The organism is Thioalkalivibrio sp. ALJ12 (genome assembly GCF_000378305.1).
In the GTDB taxonomy this organism is placed as follows: Bacteria; Pseudomonadota; Gammaproteobacteria; order Ectothiorhodospirales; family Ectothiorhodospiraceae; genus Thioalkalivibrio.
Window position 1 is genome coordinate 867,669 of the sequence record NZ_KB899538.1, and the last position, 17,765, is coordinate 885,433.

Here is a 17,765-nt window from a genome sequence, read left to right on the forward strand (position 1 = left end):
CAGCGCAGGCAGGCGGCCGGACGAAGGCAGCGTAAACACCGAGGGTGAACTAGGCCCAGCCTCGGAAATCAGGGTTCAGCCGGCGAGGGCGTTGCGCAGGGCCGCGAGAAATGCGTCGTTCTCGTCGGAGCGGCCGACGGTGACGCGCAGGCAGTCGGCGAGTAGCGGATGCGCGCGGCCAACATCCTTGATCAGGATGCCGGCGTCGCGCAGGGCCGCGAAGCTCGCGTGCCCCTGCCCCTCGCGCACTCGAAAGAGGATGAAATTCGCCTGGCTCGGGAACACGTGCTCGACGCCGTCGATCGCCGCAAGCGCCTCGGACAGCCGGCCGCGTTCCTCGATGATGCCGCGCGCCTGGTCATCCAGCGCCTCACGGTGATCGAGGGCGAAGGTGACCGAGCGCTGGGTCAGGGTGTTGATGTTGTACGGCAGGCGCAGCCGGTCCAGCGCATCGATCCAGCCCGCGGAGGCGGCCAGATAGCCCAGCCGCGCGCCGGCCAGCCCCAGCTTCGAGACCGTGCGCATCACCATGAGCCCGTCGTGCTGGCCGACCTCCGGCAGGAAGCTGTGGGCGGCGAACGGGGCATAGGCCTCGTCGACCACCGTGACGCCGGGGTTGGCCTCGATGATCGCCTGCACGGCGGCCGGGTCGTCCAGGGTCCCGGTCGGGTTGTTCGGATAGGCCAGGAACACGACCGCCGGGTCGTGTTCGGCCAGGGCGGCGTGCATCGCGGCGAGGTCCAGGGTGAAATCGCGGTGCAGCGGGACGCCGACGAACGGTACGCCCATTGCGCGGGCCAGCACGCCGTACATCACGAAGGTCGGCTCCGGCGCCAGGATCGGGCGGCCGGAGGCGGCGACCGCCATGATCAGGATCTGGATCAGTTCGTCGGACCCGTTGCCGAACAGCAGCCCGGCCGCTTCGGGCACGCCGTGAGCGGCGCGCACATTTTTCTCCAGCTCGCGCGCCCCGGCGTCCGGATAACGGTTTAGCTGCGGGTCGCGCAGGGCCTCCAGCCAGGCGTCTTCCAGACCGCCGGGCCAGGGATGCGGGTTTTCCATCGCGTCCAGCTTGATCAGGCCGGTCGCGTCGGCCACCTGATAGGCCGACTGCGCCAGAACCTCCGGACGCATCAGGGCATCCGGGCTGCGGCTTTCGTGCGGCAGGCTCATTGCCCGCCGCGCAGTTCGGCGGAGCGGGCGTGGGCGGTCAGGCCCTCGCCGTGCGCGAGGGCGGCGGCGGTCTTGCCGAGCTTCGCCGCGCCCTCGGCCGAGCAGTGGATGATGCTCGAGCGCTTCTGGAAGTCGTACACCCCCAGCGGCGAGGAGAAGCGCGCGGTGCGCGAGGTCGGCAGCACGTGGTTGGGCCCGGCGCAGTAGTCGCCCAGGGCCTCGGAGGTGTAGCGGCCCATGAAGATCGCGCCGGCGTGGCGCAGGCCGGCGTCCAGCATCGCCTGCGGGTCGGCCACCGACAGCTCCAGGTGTTCCGGCGCGATGCGGTTGGCGACGGCAACGGCCTCGGCGGAGTCGCGTACCTTCACCAGCGCACCGCGCTTTTCGAGGCTGGTGCGGATGATCTCGGCACGCGGCATCTCCGCCAGCAGGCGATCCATGGCCTTGGCCACGCGATCGAGGAAGGCATCGTCCCAGGACAGCAGGATGGACTGGGCCTGCTCGTCATGCTCGGCCTGCGAGAACAGGTCGGCCGCGATCCAGTCCGGGTCCGTCTCTCCGTCGCAGACCACCAGGATCTCCGAGGGGCCGGCGATCATGTCGATGCCGACCGTCCCGAACACCTCGCGCTTGGCCGCAGCGACAAAGATGTTGCCGGGGCCGACGATCTTGTCTACCGCCGGGATGGTATCGGTGCCATAGGCCAGGGCCGCCACGGCCTGGGCGCCGCCCACGGTGAACACGCGGTCCACCCCGGCCACGGCGGCCGCGGCCAGCACCAGATCGTTCAGTTCGCCGCCCGGGGCGGGCACGACCATTACCAGCAGTTCCACGCCCGCGACCTTGGCCGGCACGGCGTTCATCAGTACGGAGGACGGGTAGGCGGCCTTGCCGCCGGGGACGTACAGGCCGACCGAGTCGAGCGCGGTCACGCGCTGGCCGAGTACCGTGCCGTCGGCATCGGTGAAGTCCCAGTCCTGCATCTTCTGGTGTTCGGCGTACTGGCGGATACGCGCGGTGGCGGTCTCCAGCGCCTGGCGCTGCTCCGCCGGGATCGATTCCAGCGCGGCCTGCAGGCGCTCCCGTGGGATCTCCAGGTCGGCGACCGCGCTGCGATCGAGGCGATCGAACTTGGCGGTGTAGCGCAGCACGGCCGCGTCGCCCTCGGTGCGTACCGCGGCGAGGATCTCGTCCACCGCATCGCGTACGCCGGTGTCGGCGACGGACTCCCAGGACAGCAGGTGCTCCAGGGCCTGATCGAAGTCGGGCTGCTGGGTATCGAGTCGGGCAATGGAGGGCATGGTCGGGATCCTCTGGACGTTTTCCCTAGGCCGGTACGGCGGTCTTGCGGCGCGCGCGCACGGCGTCCGCCAGCAGTTTCAGACTGGTCTCGGTCTCGTCCCAGCCCATGCAGGCATCGGTGATGCTCTGGCCGTAGGTCAGCGACTTGCCGGGCAGGATGTCCTGGCGGCCACCGACCAGATGGCTCTCCAGCATCGCGCCCATGATGCGGCGATCCCCGCCAGCGATCTGTTCGGCCAGCGAGCGGGCCACGTCCACCTGACGCTTCGGGTCCTTGCGGCTGTTGGCATGGCTGCAGTCGACCATTACCAGCTCAGGCAGCTCCGCCATGCGCAGCTCCTTGCAGGCCTGTTCGATGCTCTCGGCATCGTAGTTCGGTTGCTTGCCGCCGCGCAGGATGATGTGGCAGTCGTCGTTGCCGGTGGTGGAGAAGATCGCCGAGCGCCCGGCCTTCGTCACCGACAGGAAGTGGTGCGGTCGCGAGGCGGAGCGGATCGCGTCGATCGCGACCCGCAGGCTGCCATCGGTGGAGTTCTTGAAGCCCACCGGGCAGGACAGGCCGGAGGCCAGCTCGCGGTGCACCTGGCTCTCGGTGGTGCGCGCGCCGATGGCCCCCCAGGCGACCAGGTCCGCGATGTACTGCGGGCTGATCAGGTCGAGGTATTCGGTGGCGGCCGGCATGCCTTTGATCGCCAGATCACGCAGCAGCCCGCGCGCGACGCGCAGACCCTTGTTGATGTGGAAGCTGCCGTCCAGGTCCGGGTCGTTGATCAGGCCCTTCCAGCCGACCGTGGTGCGCGGCTTCTCGAAGTACACCCGCATCACGATGTGCAGGGCGTCGGACAGGTCCTCGCGCAGGCCCTTCAGGCGTTCGGCGTACTCCAGCGCGGCGTCCACGTCGTGAATCGAGCAGGGCCCGACGATCACCTGCATGCGGTCGTCCTCGCCATGCAGGATGCGGTGGCAGGCCTGGCGTGCCGCGAACACGGTCTCGGAGGCCGCGTCGGTGATGGGCAGTTCGTCGCGCAGGGTGTCCGGGGCGGACACCTCCTGGATATCGCGGATTCTCAGGTCGTCGGTATCGGCGGTCATGATGCTCTCGTTACGTCGTCGCGGGCGTGACGGCCTCGCGCAGGCCCTCGATCAGATTTTGAATAGTTCTATGTCGCATCTTCATGGCTGCCTGGTTCACGATCAACCGGGAACTGATGGGGGTAATCAGTTCCAGCGGCTCCAGGCCATTGGCCTTGAGCGTGTTGCCGGTGTCGACCAGGTCCACGATGTAGTCGGCCAGATCGACCAGCGGCGCCAGTTCCATCGAGCCGTAGAGCTTGATGATCTCGACCTGGCGGCCCTGCTGGGCGAAGTAGTTCTGCGTGATGTTCACGAACTTGGTGGCGATGCGCAGGCGCTGCTGCGGGTCCGGCTGCTGGCCCGGGCGTCCGGCCAGCATCAGCCGGCATGCGGCGATGCGCAGATCCAGCGGTTCATAGAGTCCAGCCGCGCCGTGCTCCATCAGTACGTCCTTGCCGGCCACACCGATTGCTGCCGCGCCATGCTGCACATAGGTGGGGACGTCGGTCGCCCGCACCACCACGATCTTCACGTCCTCGCGGTTGGTGTCGAGGATCAGCTTGCGCGTCTTGTCCGGGTCCTCCAGGAGTTCGATCCCGGCGCTGGCCAGCAGCGGCAGGGTGTCCTTGAGGATGCGTCCCTTGGACAGGGCGATGGTCAGGGCGTTGGGATCCATCATGTCGGGTGTCGGTCTGTCTCGCGTTTGTGAGGGAAACACTGATTAATGTACACGCTCGCGCTCGAGTCGCTTTTGCGTGCGAACAAGGCGCGGTGACCGCCGTGCAGTCATTCTGCACCAGGGAACCGCAACGCCGTTCCCGCGCAAAAGCGGCCGAGCCCCCGCATTAAATGGCTTGTGGGGTTGGTACCCCAGGTTCCCCGATCCTGCGTTGCGCCCCGAATCAATCAGAAACGGGCGGGTAGAACCACTACCCGCTGCACGACGCGCCTTGTCTCGGAAAACCTGGGGTACCAACGCGAGTGTGTACATTGATCAGTGTTTCCCTAGGCGTCAGGCCGGCTCGCGGCGGATGCCCGCGCCGATCTGGCTCAGTTTTTCCTCGATGCATTCGTAGCCGCGGTCGATGTGGTAGATGCGATCGACCGCGGTTTCGCCCTCGGCCACCAGGCCGGCGATGATCAGGCTGGCCGAGGCGCGCAGGTCGGTCGCCATCACCGGCGCGCCCACCAGTCGCTCGACGCCCTTGACGATCGCCGTATTGCCCTCGATGGTGATGTCCGCGCCCATGCGCTGCAGTTCCAGCGCATGCATGAAGCGGTTCTCGAAGACCGTCTCCACGACCGACCCGGTGCCCTCGGCGACGGTGTTCAGCACCATCATTTGGGCCTGCATGTCGGTTGGAAAGGCCGGGAAGGGCGCGGTCCGCAGATTGACCGCCTTCGGGCGACGTCCTTCCATGTCCAGTTCGATCCAGTCCGGGCCGGTCTCGATGCGCGCCCCGGCCTCGACCAGCTTGGCCAGCACCGCATCCAGTAGCTCCGGGCGGGTATTGCGGCAGCGTACGCGCCCGCGGGTCACCGCCGCCGCGACCAGGAAGGTGCCGGTCTCGATGCGGTCCGGCATTACGTCGTATTCGCAGGCCTGCAGGTTTTCGACACCCTGCACGCGGATGGTGTCGGTCCCAGCGCCCTGGATCTTCGCACCCATCGCCGTCAGGCAGTCCGCCAGGTCGACCACTTCCGGCTCGCGCGCGGCGTTCTCGATCAGCGTCTCGCCCTCGGCCAGGGTGGCGGCCATCAGCAGGTTCTCGGTGCCGGTGACCGTGACCTGATCGAACACGACGCGAGCACCCTTCAGGCGCTTGGCGCGGGCGTGGATGTAGCCCCCCTCGACGTCGATCTCCGCACCCAGCGCCTCCAGCCCCCGCAGGTGCAGGTTGACCGGGCGCGAACCGATCGCGCAGCCACCCGGCAGCGAGACCTCGGCCTCGCCGAAGCGGGCGAGGAGGGGCCCCAGCACCAGGATGGAGGCGCGCATGGTCTTGACCAGGTCATACGGGGCCACGCACTGGGTCAGGGTGGTCGGATCGACCTCGATGCGCATGCGCTCGTTGACCGTCAGGCTTACGCCCATGCGGCCGAGCAGCTCCATGGTGGTCGTTACGTCCTGCAGGTGCGGGACGTTGCCAATGGTCATCGGCCCGTCCGCCAGCAAGGTGGCGGACAGGATCGGGAGCACCGCGTTCTTGGCCCCGGAGATCCAGACCTGCCCCTCCAGGCGGCGGCCTCCGGTGATGATCAGCTTGTCCATGGAAAGCCCGGGTCGGTCGCAGGGTCCAGCATGGCCCAGCGAAACACGCCATGATAACGAATCTGCCCGCTGCGCGCGCGTTTCCGGTCGCGGGGCGGGCGTCAGGCCGCGTTGGTCTGCGCCGCGGGAACCGAGTCGGCGATCACCGATTGCAGATCGTAGAGTTCAACGAGGGGTGCCAGGCCCTGCGGGATGGAGTGGAAACCCAGTTCGCCACCCTGTTCGTGCACACGGCGCCAGAGGGTGACCAGCAGCGCCACGCCCGCCGAGTCGATGCGGGTCACCTCGCCGAGATCCACCCGCGCGCGAGCGGGCAGCCCGGGGAGCAGGGCGCGAATGCGGGACTCGAGGCCCGGAACCGTGGCCAGCGTCAGCGTGCCGGAGAGGGCGAGCCCCTCCGGTGTTGCGTGCAGGCGGGCGTCAGCCATCGCCGTTGTCGACCTCGTCGGCGATGCCTTCCATCGCGTCATCGACGAGCTCGCGGTCGCCGTCCTCGAGGCGTTCGATCAGCGCGTCGAGGCCATTGCGGTTGATTTCCTCGTTGAAGCGGTTGCGGAAGTTGCCGACAAAGCTGAGGCCTTCGGCCTCGACGTCGAACACTTTCCACTCCCCGTTTACCGGCCGCAGGCGGTAGTTGACCTGCAAGTTCGATTGCCCCGAGCCCATGACGATCTCGGTTGCAACGACGGCCATGCGGTCATCCTGGCGCGAGCGGCGCTCGATTACGCGGATATCCTTGTCCAGGTGGTCCGCCAGCTGCACGCCGTAGGCTTGCAGCAGGGTGTTCTTGAAGGCCTTGGTAAAGCGTTCGCGCTGTTCGCTGGAGGCGTCGCGCCAGTGTCGCGCCAGCACCAGCCGGGACATGCCTTCGACATCCACGCCGGGCAGGATCTTGTCTTCGATCACGCCGATCACGAAATCCGGATCTTCCTGGGCACGGTCCTCGTTCGACCGAAGTTTCTCGTAGACCTCTTCGATGGACTGTTTGATGATCTCGGTGGGGTTCTCCGCCTGCGCGGCACCCGGGAGGGCCAGCAGCAGGAGCAGCCAGAGCGGCGCCGGCAGCGCCAGAAATCGCAATGTCTTCATCGTGTCGTCCCCGGTTCGGGTTTAGTCGCTACCCATATTGGTCATGAAACGGCCAATCAGGTTCTCCAGGACCAGTGCGGATTGGGTGAACATCACCTCATCACCGTCCTGCAAGGTGTCGTAGTCGCCGCCAGGCTCCAGGGCGATGTACTGCTCGCCCAGGAGTCCCGCGGTATGGATCGCGGCCTGCGTGTCCATGGGCAGGTAGTCATGCTCGGCGCGGATCGCCAGCGTGACCTCGGCGCGGAACTGCTCCGGATCATAGCGAATATCCGCGACGCGCCCGATGCGCACGCCCGAGACCGTGACCGGCGCGCGCGTCTTGAGCCCGCCGATGTTGTCGAAGTAGGCCGTCACCGTGTAGGTGTCCCGGTCGTGGTAGTCGGTCACGTTGCTCACCTGAATCGCCAGGTAGAACAGTGCCGCCACACCCAGCAGCACAAACACGCCGACCGCCAGTTCGAAGAAACGTACCTTCATTGTTGCCACCTGCCTAGGAAAACACTGGTTGGTCAGCCCGTGCCGAACATCAGCCCGGTCAGGATGAAATCGAGGCCCAGCACCGCCAGCGAGGAGACCACCACCGTCTGGGTCGTCGCGCGCGAGATGCCCTCGGAGGTCGGCATCGCGTTGAAGCCCTGGAATACCGCGATCCAGGTCACCACGAAGCCGAACACAATGCTCTTGATCACGCCGGAGAGCACATCCTCGTTCCAGTCGGTCACCGACTGCATCTGCGAGAAGTACGCGCCGCTGTCCACGCCCAGCATGCCCACGCCGACGATGTAACCGCCCATCACGCCCACTGCGCTGAAGATCGCGGCCAGCAGCGGCATGGAGAGGAATCCGGCCACGAAGCGCGGGGCGAAGATGCGGCGATAGGGGTTCACCGCCATCATCTCCATCGCCGAGAGCTGCTCGGTGGTCTTCATCAGGCCCAGCTCGGCCGTCAGTGCCGAGCCCGCGCGACCGGCGAATAGCAGTGCGGTCACCACCGGGCCCAGTTCGCGCACCAGCGACAGGGCGACCACGCCGCCCAGGGCCTCTGCGGCACCGAAGTTCACCAGGGTGATGTATCCCTGGTAGCCCAGCACCATGCCGACGAACAGTCCGGAGACGATGATGATCAGCAGCGAGCGCACGCCCACCGAATAGATCTGCACCACTGTCAGCCCGAACCGCCGGATCACGATATCGAGGCTGGCGAGCACCTGGAGCAGAAAGAGGAACGCGCGGCCGAAGACCACAAGGGCATTCAGCGAGCTGCGACCCAGCGAGGCAATTCCGTCAATCATCGCGCCGCTCCCGTACCCCGAGCAGATCCTCGCGGTAGCTGTCGCCGGGATAATGAAACGGAACTGGGCCATCGGGGCGGCCTTCGAGGAACTGTGCGCTCCAGTCGGAGGCGCGGGCACGCAGGTCGTCGGGTGCCCCGGCATCCACTGCCCGGCCATCGGCAATCAGCACCACGTGATCGGAGATGGTCATGGCCTCGGTAACGTCGTGCGAGACCAGTACGCTGGTCAGCCCCAGGCTCTGGTTGGTGCGCCTGATCAGGGTCACGATCTGGCCCATGGTGATCGGGTCCAGGCCGGTAAAGGGTTCGTCGTACATGATCAGGTCCGGGTCCAGCGCGATCGCGCGCGCCAGCGCCACGCGCCGCGCCATGCCGCCGGACAGCGAGGCAGGGTCCAGGTCGCGCGCGGAACGCAGACCCACCGCCTCGAGCTTGAGCAGCACCAGGGTGCGCAGCACGTCCTCGGGGAGGTCGGTGTGCTCGCGCAGAGGGAAGGCGACATTCTCGAACACCGAGAGATCGGTCAACAGGGCCCCGCTCTGGAACAGCATGCCCATGCGTTTGCGCAGGGCGTACAGGCGTCGGGTCGAGAGTCGTGCGACCTCCTGGCCGTCGACCCAGATGCGGCCTTCGTCCGGGCGCAGCTGGCCGCCGATCAGGCGCAGCAGGGTCGTCTTGCCGCTGCCACTCGGGCCCATGACCGTGGTCACCTGCCCGCGCGGGATGCGCATGGACAGGTCCTCGAAGATCACCTTGCGCCCGCGCCGGAAGCGCAGGTTCTCGATGACGATATGCGGACTGTCTTCGGCGACCGGCTCAGCCACGGGCACCTCTTGCCGTACGGCCTATGGGACTCGGGAGTCTGGCGCGGGACCGATGCCCGGTCAAACCGGTTTGGGGGTAGTTCATCCCACCCCCAGCAACTGGGCGATGGTGCGAAACTCGGAAAGTCGATCCGGTCTCGCTCTCAGGAACACGGGTGTTGGAGCCTGGCCGCCGGCCGCGGTCAGGGCCTCCACCAAGGCGCGCCACCCCATCGGGTCCAGGTCCGCCTCCGGTTCGATCTGCCACAGGCCAGCGCCGTCTCGGCCCGGATACCACAGGGCCTCGCGGGTGCCCGGCAGTGTGTGTGCCTCGGCAGGTCCGGTCAGCACGGCGGTTTTCACGTGGCCGGCCTCGAGTGCCGCCTCCACGGCGGCGGCATCCTCGGCACCCATGACACCGAGGGCCACACCCTGCAGCGTCTCACCCAGGTCGTTCTCGATTCGGGCCAGGGCGGCCGCACCCGCCTCCGGCGGAAGACCCCCGGGCCACTCCAGTGTCAGCTGCAGCTTGGCGGGGACCGCCTCGGCCCAGGGCCCGAACGGGCCTTCACCCGGTGCCGCCCAGGCAGTGGCGGGCAGCAACAGACGGCTGTGATAGTGGGTGTAGTACTCCAGCTGCCAGTCGGTCGGGAGGTCGTCCGGGAAAAAGGTCTCCCACCAGGGCTCACCGGGGCCCGCGACCCCGGCAGCCTGCAGCTCCAGCGCTTGTTGATCCTTCGACATCCGCGTGTCCTTCGTTCAACCGTAGTCTGACGGGCTTGCTTGTATCCCCAACGCGCGCGCGGCACAGTTGATGCCATGCGCTTCGACCTCTTTCATGAGCTCTCGGTCCCGGAGTTTCTGCAGACCTCCGAGACCGAGGTGATCGACCGGACCCTGGCCCTGTGGGAGCAGGCCGACCGTCTTGGCTACGGCACGGCCTGGCTGGTGGAACACCACCTGATGCCGGAATTCTCCCACAGCACCGCGCCGGATCTGGTACTGGCCGCGGCCAGCCAGCGCACCGAACGCCTGCGTCTGGGCCTCGGCGTGGTCCCGCTGCCCTACCACCACCCGCTGCGGGTCGCACAGCGGGTCGGCATGCTCGACCAGCTCTCCGGCGGGCGTCTGGACCTGGGCATCGGGCGCGGTTTCTCGCCGCGCGAATATGCCACATTCGGCGCCGAGATGAGCGAGTCCCGCGCGCGGGTCGATGCCGGTCTGGATGCGCTACGCCAGGCCTTCGCCACCGGTCGGATCACCCAGGACGGCCCGTTCCATCACCTGGACGACGTGCCCGTGATGCCGCGCCCGGTGCAGGACCCGCACCCGCCGATCTGGACCGCCGCGGTCAGCCCGGAGTCCTTCACCTGGGCCGCCGAGCAGGGCATTGGCGCGCTGGCGGGTCCGTTCAAGCCCTGGCAGATGATCCGTGAGGACATCCGCCTGTACCACGAAGCCTGGGACACGACGCGCACCGACATCGCCCACCCGCCGCGCGTCGGGATGACCCTCGGGGTGCTGTGCCTGCCCGACGGCAAGCGCGCCCGCCGCGAGGCCAAGCCCGCCTTCGAGTGGTTCTATCGCCACATGTTCCAGCAGACCCTGCCGGTGCTGGAGCGCCTGATCGAGGGCTACGACTACTACCGTTCGCTGGGCCGTTTCCGCCATCTGGTCAAGGCCGGGATCAACCTGAAGATCCTCGACATGCTGGGCATGACGCTGGTCGGCACGCCCGCCGAGTGTCGCGAGCGCATCGAGGGGCTGCGCGAGGCGGGGGTCGACCAGGTCCTGCTGGCCTTCGGGGCCGGGGCCGTGCCCCACGAACTCGCGCTGGAGTCCATGGACTGCTTTGCCGAGGAGGTCATGCCGGCCTTTGCCGAACGCGCCCCGGGCGCCACCGGCACGGCTGGATAGCCGTCCATGCGGGTCGCCGTGACCGGCGCCGCCGGGCGCCTGGGCCAGGTGCTTGTTCCGGCCCTGGCCGCCTCCGAAGGTATCCGGTCTGTTACCGCGATCGACCGCCGCCCGGTTGTGGCGAACGCGCATACGACCCCTTTACAAGCCGATCTCGCGGATCTCGGCGCGGAACACCTGGCCGGGCATGACAGCCTGATACACCTCGCCTTCCAGTTGATGGGTGGGCAGGGCGGGCGCCGGCGCCGCGACCGCGACTGGGTGCGTGCGCAGAATGTCGAGCTGAGCCGCCACGTCTTTCAGGCAGCCGCCGCGGCCGGTGTGCGCCAGATCGTCTTCCTCTCCAGCGCCGCGGTCTACGGGCCGTGGCCGAATTCGCCGCGCCCGCTGACCGAGTGCAGCCCGGCGCGGCCGCGCTTCCCGTACGCCGAGGACAAGGTCGCCACCGAGCAGGCCCTGCTGGCGGTCGGCGTGCAGTACCCCGATCTGACCACCTGCATCCTCCGGCCCCCGGCAATCGTCGGGCCGCATGCCCACCCGCTGCTGCGCCAGGTTGCGCGCAGTCGCGTGTATCCGGGTGGCGCCGAGGTGCCGGTGCAGATCCTGTGGGAGGACGACGCCGCGGACGCCGTGGTACGAGCGGTCACGCGCCAGGCGGAGGGCATCTTCAACCTCGGGGCCGAGCCCGTCTGGTCCATGCGCCGGATGGCGCTACACCGGCGCCGCTGGGGCATTCCGGTGCCCCCGGGCCTGATCCGGGCGATTCACCCGTTGGCCTGGCGATTCACCCGCCATGCCGGCGATCCCGGATGGGTCCAGGGCCTCGACGGCGCCCTCCAGATGGACTGCTCGCGCGCCCGCGAGCACCTCGGCTGGGTAGCCCAGGTCTCCACCCCCGAGTGCCTGGAGCGCCTGCGCCGCTAGCGCCGTCGTTTTCAGGCTGGGCCTGGTTCGGCCTCGGATGTTTACGGTGGCTTCGTCCGGCCGCCTGCCTGCGCTGTTTCGCCAGCGCGCCTCGAGTTACTTCTTTGCTCGTGCAAAGAAGTAACCAAGAAACACGCCCGGGATTCGCCCGGGGACCTTGCTCCGGACGCGCCAGGCCGGCGGCGCTGAAACTCGCTGCGCTGTCGCTTCGCTCAGACAGTCAGCGCCTTCTCCCGGCCTGTCACGCCCTCCACAAGGGGCTCATATCGGGAGGGTAGGTCAAAACAGGCGGTATTCGAGCACCCGCGACAAGCCCGAACTGTAGGGTGCGTTGAGCGCAGCGAAACGCACCGTTCCGGCGTCGGGGCAACCCTGATGCGATTCGCTGCGCTCATCCGCATCCTACATGGGGTCTGGCGCCCGCTCGCGGGCGCGGCACGCCAGGGCCGAAGGCCGCGCGTGCCCAGGATGTCGGGACACCTCGCCTCCATCCACTGGCGCGAACGTCAGAACCGCCGTTGTCTTGACCTTATCCCCCCGTATGAAGCCCCTTGCGGAAGGGTCCTCGGGACGGAAAAGAGGCGCTGACTGTCTGAGCGAAGCCAAAGGCGTAGCGAGTTTCAGCGCCGCCGGCCCGAGGGCCCTGGAGCAAGGTCCCCGGGCGGAATCCGGGTGCCCTTCTTTGGGTACTTTCTTGGGCAAGCAAGAAAGTACCTCGCGGCGCGCTCGCGAGTGAGCGCAGGCAGGCGGCCGGACGAAGCCACCGTAAACATCCGAGGTCGAACCAGACCCAGACACCAACCGGCAAGGCGGAGGCAGAAGGCCGCGGGGCCACGTATGGGAGGCGCAGCGATGCGCTGGACTAGCGCAGGAGCATCAGGATGCCGGCGAGGATCAGCACGCCGGCGAAGCCGCGTCGGAGGACACCCACCGGCAGATAGTGCGCCAGCCAGACACCCGCGCGTACGCTGATGGCCGTGCCGATCACCACGCCGAGGATGGCGGGGAGATAGAGATAGCCCAGCGCCCACTCCGGCGCCTGGTAGGACGGATCGGTCCACTGCGGCAGGGCGAACACCAGGCTCGCGCCGATGGAGATCGGCACGCCGAGGGCCGCGGCCGAGCCGATCGCCCGGCGTAGTTCCAGTCCCTGGCTGACCAGGAACGGCGTGGTCAGCGTGCCGCCGCCGATGCCGATCAGCGCGGAGACGGCCCCGATCACGGTGCCGCCGCCCAGCCAGACGCTGCGCCTCGGCACGGGCGCTTTCGGCGGCTGAACGTTGAGCAGCATCCAGATTCCGATCGCGACCTCGAAGGCGCCGAAGATGCGCCCCAGGTGGTCGGAGTCGATGCGCGTGGCCAGCCAGGCCCCGAGCAGGGCCCCGACGATGATGCCGGGCAGCAGCCGGCGTACGGCCGCGCCGTCCACGCCGCCCCGGCGATGGTGGGCGCGGGCCGACAGGATCGCGGTCGGGATGATGGCGCCCAGCGAGGAGCCGACCGCGAGCTGCACCAGGCTGGCCGAGTCGAAGGCCAGCAGGCTGAAGATCGCGACGAACACCGGCACCAGGATCAGCCCGCCGCCGATGCCGAACATCCCGGCCGGGATGCCGGCGACCAGGCCCAGAAGCACAAATAGCAGCCCCAGCGCCAGCGGTGACTGGGTCAGCGTATCGATCATTCGTGCGTAGCGCCGGGTGGTGGGTCAGGGAACAGTAGGCCGGCAAGCCGCTGGGGTGCCGGCCCACTGTTCAGGGGGGAGGGAGCGCGCTCAGAGCGCCTTGAAGCACTTGCGGGCGGCCTCGATGGTAGCGTCGAGGTCCGCCTCCGAGTGGGCGTTGGACATGAAGCCGGCCTCGAAGGCGCTGGGGGCCAGGTAGATGCCCTCGCCCAGCATTGCGTGGAAGAAGCGGCCGAAGGCGGCGGTGTCGCAGGCGGTGGCGCCGGCGAAGTCGGTGACCTTCTGGTCCGAGAAGAACAGGCCGAACATGCCCGGCACCTGGTTGGTGGTCAGGGCGACTCCGGCCTCGCGCGCGGCGTCCTCGAAGCCCGCGACTACCTTCTTCGTGCGCTGCTCCAGCTCGTCATGGAAGCCCGGGCGGGACAGGATCTCCAGGGTCTTGAGCCCGGCGGTCATCGCGATCGGGTTTCCGGACAGGGTGCCGGCCTGATAGACCGGGCCCAGCGGCGAGAGGTGTTCCATGATCGCGCGCTTGCCGCCGAAGGCCCCCACTGGCATGCCGCCGCCGATAATCTTGCCCAGCGTGGTCAGGTCCGGGGTGACGCCGAGATAGCCCTGGGCGCAGTTCTTCGAGACGCGGAAGCCGGTCATCACCTCGTCGAAGATCAGTACCGCGCCGTGCTGGTCGCAGACCTCGCGCAGGGTCTCGAGAAAGCCCGGTTCCGGCGGGATGCAGTTCATGTTGCCCGCAATCGGCTCGACGATGATGCAGGCGACCTCGTCGCCTTTCTCGGCGAAGAAGGCGCGCACGCCGTCCGGATCGTTGTAGGTGAGGGTGCTGGTCAGTGCGGCCAGTTCCTTAGGCACGCCGGGGGAGCTCGGCTGGCCGAGGGTCAGGGCGCCGGAGCCGGCCTTTACCAGCAGGGAGTCGCCGTGGCCGTGGTAGTTGCCCTCGAACTTCACGATGCGGTCGCGCCCGGTGTAGCCGCGCGCCAGCCGGATCGCGCTCATCGTGGCCTCGGAGCCCGAGTTGGTCATGCGCACCAGGTCCATCGACGGCACCAGTTCGCAGACCTTCGCGGCCATGTCGTTCTCCAGCCGTGTCGGGCAGCCGAAGGACAGGCCGTTGTTGCAGGCCTCGCGCACCGCCTCGATCACCTCGGGGTGGGCGTGGCCGGCGACCATCGGGCCCCAGGAGCCGATGTAGTCGATGTAGCGCTGGCCGTCGGCGTCCCACATGTAGGCGCCATTGGCGCGGTCCATGAAGATCGGGGTGCCGCCCACGCCCTTGAACGCGCGGACCGGGGAGTTCACGCCCCCGGGGATGTGCTGCTTGGCGGCCTCGAACAGACGCTCGGTTTCCTGCATGACGGTGTCCCTGTAGTTCAATGGAATCGGTAGGCCCGGCAACCATAGCGGCGGCCGCCGGGCGGTGCAAAGTGGTCAGCCGAACAGTGTGCTGATGCGTCGGGCGGCGGCCTCCGGGTCGGGCGCGGCGCTGATGCCCTGGATCACGGCGACTAGGTCTGCCCCGGCCGCGACCACCTCGGCCGCGTTGTCTGGGGTGATGCCACCAATGCCGCAGATCGGCAGGTCCAGGGCTGTGCGCGCCTGGCGGATCAGCTCCGGCCGGGCAAAGGCGGCCTCCGGTTTGGTCGGGGAGGCGAACATGGTGCCGAAGGCGACATAGCTGGCGCCAGCCCGGGCGGCGGCTTCGGCGCGCGCCAGTTCGTTGTAACAGGAGACCCCGATGACCGCGTCCGGCCCCAGGAGCGCGCGGGCTGCGGCCGGGTCCGGGTCGTCGCGACCCAGATGCACGCCATCGGCCTGGATGCGCGCGGCCAGCTCGGTGTCGTCGTTGATGATGCAGCGCGCACCGTGCGTGTGGGCAAGGGCGACCAGCTCGCGGGCGATCGCCTCGCGCGCGTCGCCCGCGAGTTGCTTGTCGCGGAACTGGATCAGGCTGGCGCCGCCGCGCAGCGCGGCTGTGGCATGGGCGAGGTGGGTCGCGCGCGGGTCCGCGCCCTCCGGTACCGTAGGGGTAATGAAGTAAAGCCCACGAAGGGTCGGCTTTGGCTCAGTCGTCATGCGGGCACAGGCGGTTGGGGATGTGCTGGCCGTGGCCGGGGGCATAGCCGCGGGCGATGGCATCGTTCATGAAGGCCTGGGCCTCGATCACGGCCGGTTCGATGTCACGGCCACGGGCGAGGAAGGCGGCGATCGCCGCGGCCAGGGTGCAGCCGGAGCCGTGGAAGCCGGCCGGGTGGCGCGGCAACTCGAACGGGCGCATGTGGTCGTCCTCGCGGTAGAGGCGATTGATGATCGGGTCCTGCTCGGCGCCCTCGTGCCCGCCAGTGACCAGCACGTTGCGCGCGCCCAGTTGGCGCAGCTGGTGGCCCCACTGTGTGGGGTCCTCGCTGCGGGCCAGGCGGGCGGCCTCGGGTCCGTTCGGGGTGATCAGCGTGGCCCGCGGCAGCAGGGCCTCGCGCGTGGCGTCGACGACCGCCTCGGTCGCCAGCGCCCCGCCGCCGCCGGCGACCATCACCGGGTCCAGTACCACCGGGATGTGCGGGTGTGCGTTCAGCAGTGCGGAGACGATGGTGACATTTTCCACCGAGCCCAGCATGCCGATCTTGATCGCCGCGACCTCGAGATCGGCCAGGGTGACCTCGATCTGGGCGCGCAGCTGCTCCGGCGGCAGCACGGTGAAATCCACCACGTTGCGGGTGTCCTGCACGGTGATCGCGGTCACCGCCGTGGCCCCGTGTACGCCGAGGCGGGTGAAGGTGGTCAGGTCGGCCTGCAGACCCGCGCCGCCACCGGGGTCGGAGCCGGCAATGGTCAGCGCGATCGGGGGATGATTCATGAATGGGGGCTCCCGTGCTAAGGTTGCGCGCGCCCCGGCACCCCCGGGGCGTTCCTGTTCCGAATCCCGGGAGTGTACGCAGCATGAGCCACGAGTTCGAAGTCGAGACTATCCGTCCCCTGGTCGCCGCCGCCAAGGCCGGCGGTACGCTGAATGCGGAGGTCGACCAGGCCCTGGCCGCGCTGGAGCAGGAGATCAACCGGATCGCCGCCGAGCTGCAGGTGGAGCACGTGGGTCCCGGGGTGGGCATGGCGGACATGAATGCCGAGCATGTCTATCGCCTGGTGATCCGCCAGCACGAGATCGACGTGACGCGGCACGAATGGAGCCTGTGGGTCTGTGATGCGCTCGATAACTGCGACTTCCGCGCGACCTGGCCGGTCACTGGCGCCGGGCGTCTGCGCCGCAAGCAGGTGACGGCCGTGGTGCCGGAGCTCGTGACCGGCTACCGCGATGCGGTTGTGGCCGCCGGCAAGGGGGATACTCCGGCCGGTCAGCGGCTGGAGCAGATGGCCGGTCTGTTCAGCTGACCGAGCCTTCCGGCTCGCGCAGCGAGATCACTGGCCAGCCCCGTTCGCGGGCATGCGCGGCCAGAGTCGGGTCGGGGTCCACGGCCACCGGGCGGCCGACCTGCTCCAGTAGCGGGATGTCGTTGCGCGAGTCACTGTAGAAGCTGGCCTGCGTGATGGTGCCCTCGGGGTCCGGGTGATCCGCGAGGTGCTGACGCAGGCGCTCGATCTTGCCTTCCTGGAAGCAGGGTACGCCCGTCAGCTCACCGGTGAACTCCCGGTCCTCGCGTTCTTCCGCCAGGGTGGCGATCAGGTGATCCACGCCGAGGATGTCGGCGATTGGCTGGGTCACGAACTGGTTGGTCGCGGTGATGATCACCAGCTCGTCACCGGCCTCCCGGTGCCGGGCCAGCAGACGCTTGGCGCCGGGGGCGATCATCGGGCGGATCAGCGTCTCGATGAACTGCTCCCGCCATTGTTCCAGCTGTGCGCGCGGGTGCTCGGCCAGCGGGCTGAACGCGAAGCGGCAGAACTCGTGGATGTCGAGGGTCCCCGCGACATACTCCTGATAGAAGCGGTCATTGGTCTCGGCGTGACAGGTCGGGTGCACGGCACCCACCTCGGCCAGGAACTGGTTCCAGGCGTGATCGCTGTCGCCGGCGAGCAGGGTATTGTCGAGGTCGAACAGGGCCAGGTTCATGGATCGCTCCGCGGATTAGGGGTCGCGCTGGGAAGACGGCGGGAGTTTACCGGGGCATGACTTCGCACGCAGCTTTGCCCGTCCTGCCACGGGGGATGCGTGGGAAACGGTGATGGATGTACACGCTCGCGCTCAAGTCGCTTTTGCTTGCGAACAAG

General features: G+C 68.3%; 19 protein-coding genes. 3 read left to right on the forward strand and 16 right to left on the reverse strand.

Features of this window, described 5'->3' with window-relative positions; genetic code table 11:
* Positions 1 to 75: 75 nt before the first annotated feature.
* From hisC to F467_RS0104190, 11 genes are all read right to left on the reverse strand, one after another.
* Positions 76 to 1,173 (reverse strand): histidinol-phosphate transaminase, encoded by a 1,098-nt coding sequence (gene hisC / locus F467_RS0104140; protein WP_018137778.1) that lies wholly within the window; start codon positions 1,171 to 1,173, stop codon positions 76 to 78.
* Positions 1,170 to 2,474: a histidinol dehydrogenase gene (hisD, locus tag F467_RS0104145; RefSeq protein WP_018137779.1), complete on the reverse strand. Its 1,305-nt coding sequence runs from the start codon at positions 2,472 to 2,474 to the stop codon at positions 1,170 to 1,172. The genes hisC and hisD overlap by 4 nt, the downstream gene beginning before the upstream one ends.
* 25 nt (positions 2,475 to 2,499) lie before the next feature.
* Positions 2,500 to 3,567: a 3-deoxy-7-phosphoheptulonate synthase gene (locus F467_RS0104150; protein WP_018137780.1), complete on the reverse strand. Its 1,068-nt coding sequence runs from the start codon at positions 3,565 to 3,567 to the stop codon at positions 2,500 to 2,502.
* 10 nt (positions 3,568 to 3,577) lie between these two features.
* A complete protein-coding gene (gene hisG, locus F467_RS0104155; RefSeq protein WP_012981793.1) occupies positions 3,578 to 4,228 on the reverse strand; it encodes an ATP phosphoribosyltransferase in 651 nt (216 codons plus the stop codon).
* 333 nt (positions 4,229 to 4,561) lie between these two features.
* The gene (gene murA, locus F467_RS0104160) at positions 4,562 to 5,821 is read right to left on the reverse strand and encodes a UDP-N-acetylglucosamine 1-carboxyvinyltransferase (RefSeq protein ID WP_018137781.1); all 1,260 of its coding nucleotides are present in this window, start codon (positions 5,819 to 5,821) and stop codon (positions 4,562 to 4,564) included.
* A 101-nt stretch (positions 5,822 to 5,922) separates the two neighbouring features.
* Positions 5,923 to 6,249, reverse strand: a complete 327-nt coding sequence (locus F467_RS0104165) for a lipid asymmetry maintenance protein MlaB (RefSeq protein ID WP_018137782.1) — start codon at positions 6,247 to 6,249, stop codon at positions 5,923 to 5,925.
* A complete protein-coding gene (locus F467_RS0104170) occupies positions 6,242 to 6,910 on the reverse strand; it encodes a phospholipid-binding protein MlaC (protein WP_018137783.1) in 669 nt (222 codons plus the stop codon). Before F467_RS0104170 ends, F467_RS0104165 begins: the two co-directional genes overlap by 8 nt.
* Positions 6,911 to 6,931: 21 nt before the next feature.
* Entirely contained in the window at positions 6,932 to 7,390 is a 459-nt protein-coding gene (gene mlaD / locus F467_RS0104175) for an outer membrane lipid asymmetry maintenance protein MlaD (RefSeq protein WP_018137784.1), read from the reverse strand.
* A 32-nt stretch (positions 7,391 to 7,422) separates the two neighbouring features.
* Positions 7,423 to 8,205, reverse strand: a complete 783-nt coding sequence (mlaE, locus tag F467_RS0104180; protein WP_018137785.1) for a lipid asymmetry maintenance ABC transporter permease subunit MlaE — start codon at positions 8,203 to 8,205, stop codon at positions 7,423 to 7,425.
* On the reverse strand, positions 8,198 to 9,031 hold the full coding sequence (locus F467_RS0104185) for an ABC transporter ATP-binding protein (protein WP_018137786.1): 834 nt from the start codon (positions 9,029 to 9,031) through the stop codon (positions 8,198 to 8,200). Before F467_RS0104185 ends, mlaE begins: the two co-directional genes overlap by 8 nt.
* A gap of 81 nt (positions 9,032 to 9,112) precedes the next feature.
* The gene (locus F467_RS0104190) at positions 9,113 to 9,754 is read right to left on the reverse strand and encodes a hypothetical protein (RefSeq protein ID WP_018137787.1); all 642 of its coding nucleotides are present in this window, start codon (positions 9,752 to 9,754) and stop codon (positions 9,113 to 9,115) included.
* Between the two features lie 75 nt (positions 9,755 to 9,829).
* Here F467_RS0104190 and F467_RS0104195 point away from each other — a divergent pair, with 75 nt between their 5' ends.
* Both F467_RS0104195 and F467_RS0104200 read left to right on the forward strand, forming a co-directional pair.
* Entirely contained in the window at positions 9,830 to 10,927 is a 1,098-nt protein-coding gene (locus F467_RS0104195; RefSeq protein ID WP_018137788.1) for an LLM class flavin-dependent oxidoreductase, read from the forward strand.
* Between the two features lie 6 nt (positions 10,928 to 10,933).
* Positions 10,934 to 11,851, forward strand: a complete 918-nt coding sequence (locus tag F467_RS0104200; protein ID WP_018137789.1) for an NAD-dependent epimerase/dehydratase family protein — start codon at positions 10,934 to 10,936, stop codon at positions 11,849 to 11,851.
* 862 nt (positions 11,852 to 12,713) lie between these two features.
* Here the strand turns inward: F467_RS0104200 and F467_RS0104205 are convergent.
* The 4 genes from F467_RS0104205 to thiD form a co-directional block, all read right to left on the reverse strand.
* Positions 12,714 to 13,532, reverse strand: coding sequence for a sulfite exporter TauE/SafE family protein (locus tag F467_RS0104205; RefSeq protein WP_018137844.1), 819 nt, complete (start codon positions 13,530 to 13,532; stop codon positions 12,714 to 12,716).
* Positions 13,533 to 13,622: 90 nt separating this feature from the next.
* Complete coding sequence (gene hemL / locus F467_RS0104210; protein ID WP_018137843.1) at positions 13,623 to 14,900, reverse strand: glutamate-1-semialdehyde 2,1-aminomutase; 1,278 nt, start codon at positions 14,898 to 14,900, stop codon at positions 13,623 to 13,625.
* A 75-nt stretch (positions 14,901 to 14,975) separates the two neighbouring features.
* Entirely contained in the window at positions 14,976 to 15,620 is a 645-nt protein-coding gene (thiE, locus tag F467_RS0104215; protein ID WP_018137842.1) for a thiamine phosphate synthase, read from the reverse strand.
* Positions 15,610 to 16,398 carry a bifunctional hydroxymethylpyrimidine kinase/phosphomethylpyrimidine kinase gene (thiD, locus tag F467_RS0104220; RefSeq protein WP_018137841.1) on the reverse strand — a complete coding sequence of 263 codons (789 nt, stop codon included), beginning with the start codon at positions 16,396 to 16,398 and terminating at the stop codon, positions 15,610 to 15,612. Before thiD ends, thiE begins: the two co-directional genes overlap by 11 nt.
* A gap of 83 nt (positions 16,399 to 16,481) precedes the next feature.
* Here thiD and F467_RS0104225 point away from each other — a divergent pair, with 83 nt between their 5' ends.
* Complete coding sequence (locus F467_RS0104225) at positions 16,482 to 16,928, forward strand: hypothetical protein (RefSeq protein ID WP_018137840.1); 447 nt, start codon at positions 16,482 to 16,484, stop codon at positions 16,926 to 16,928.
* On the opposite strand, the gene F467_RS0104230 is transcribed toward F467_RS0104225, so the two are convergent.
* Positions 16,921 to 17,607 carry an HAD family phosphatase gene (locus F467_RS0104230; protein ID WP_018137839.1) on the reverse strand — a complete coding sequence of 229 codons (687 nt, stop codon included), beginning with the start codon at positions 17,605 to 17,607 and terminating at the stop codon, positions 16,921 to 16,923. The genes F467_RS0104225 and F467_RS0104230 overlap by 8 nt on opposite strands.
* Positions 17,608 to 17,765 lie beyond the last annotated feature (158 nt).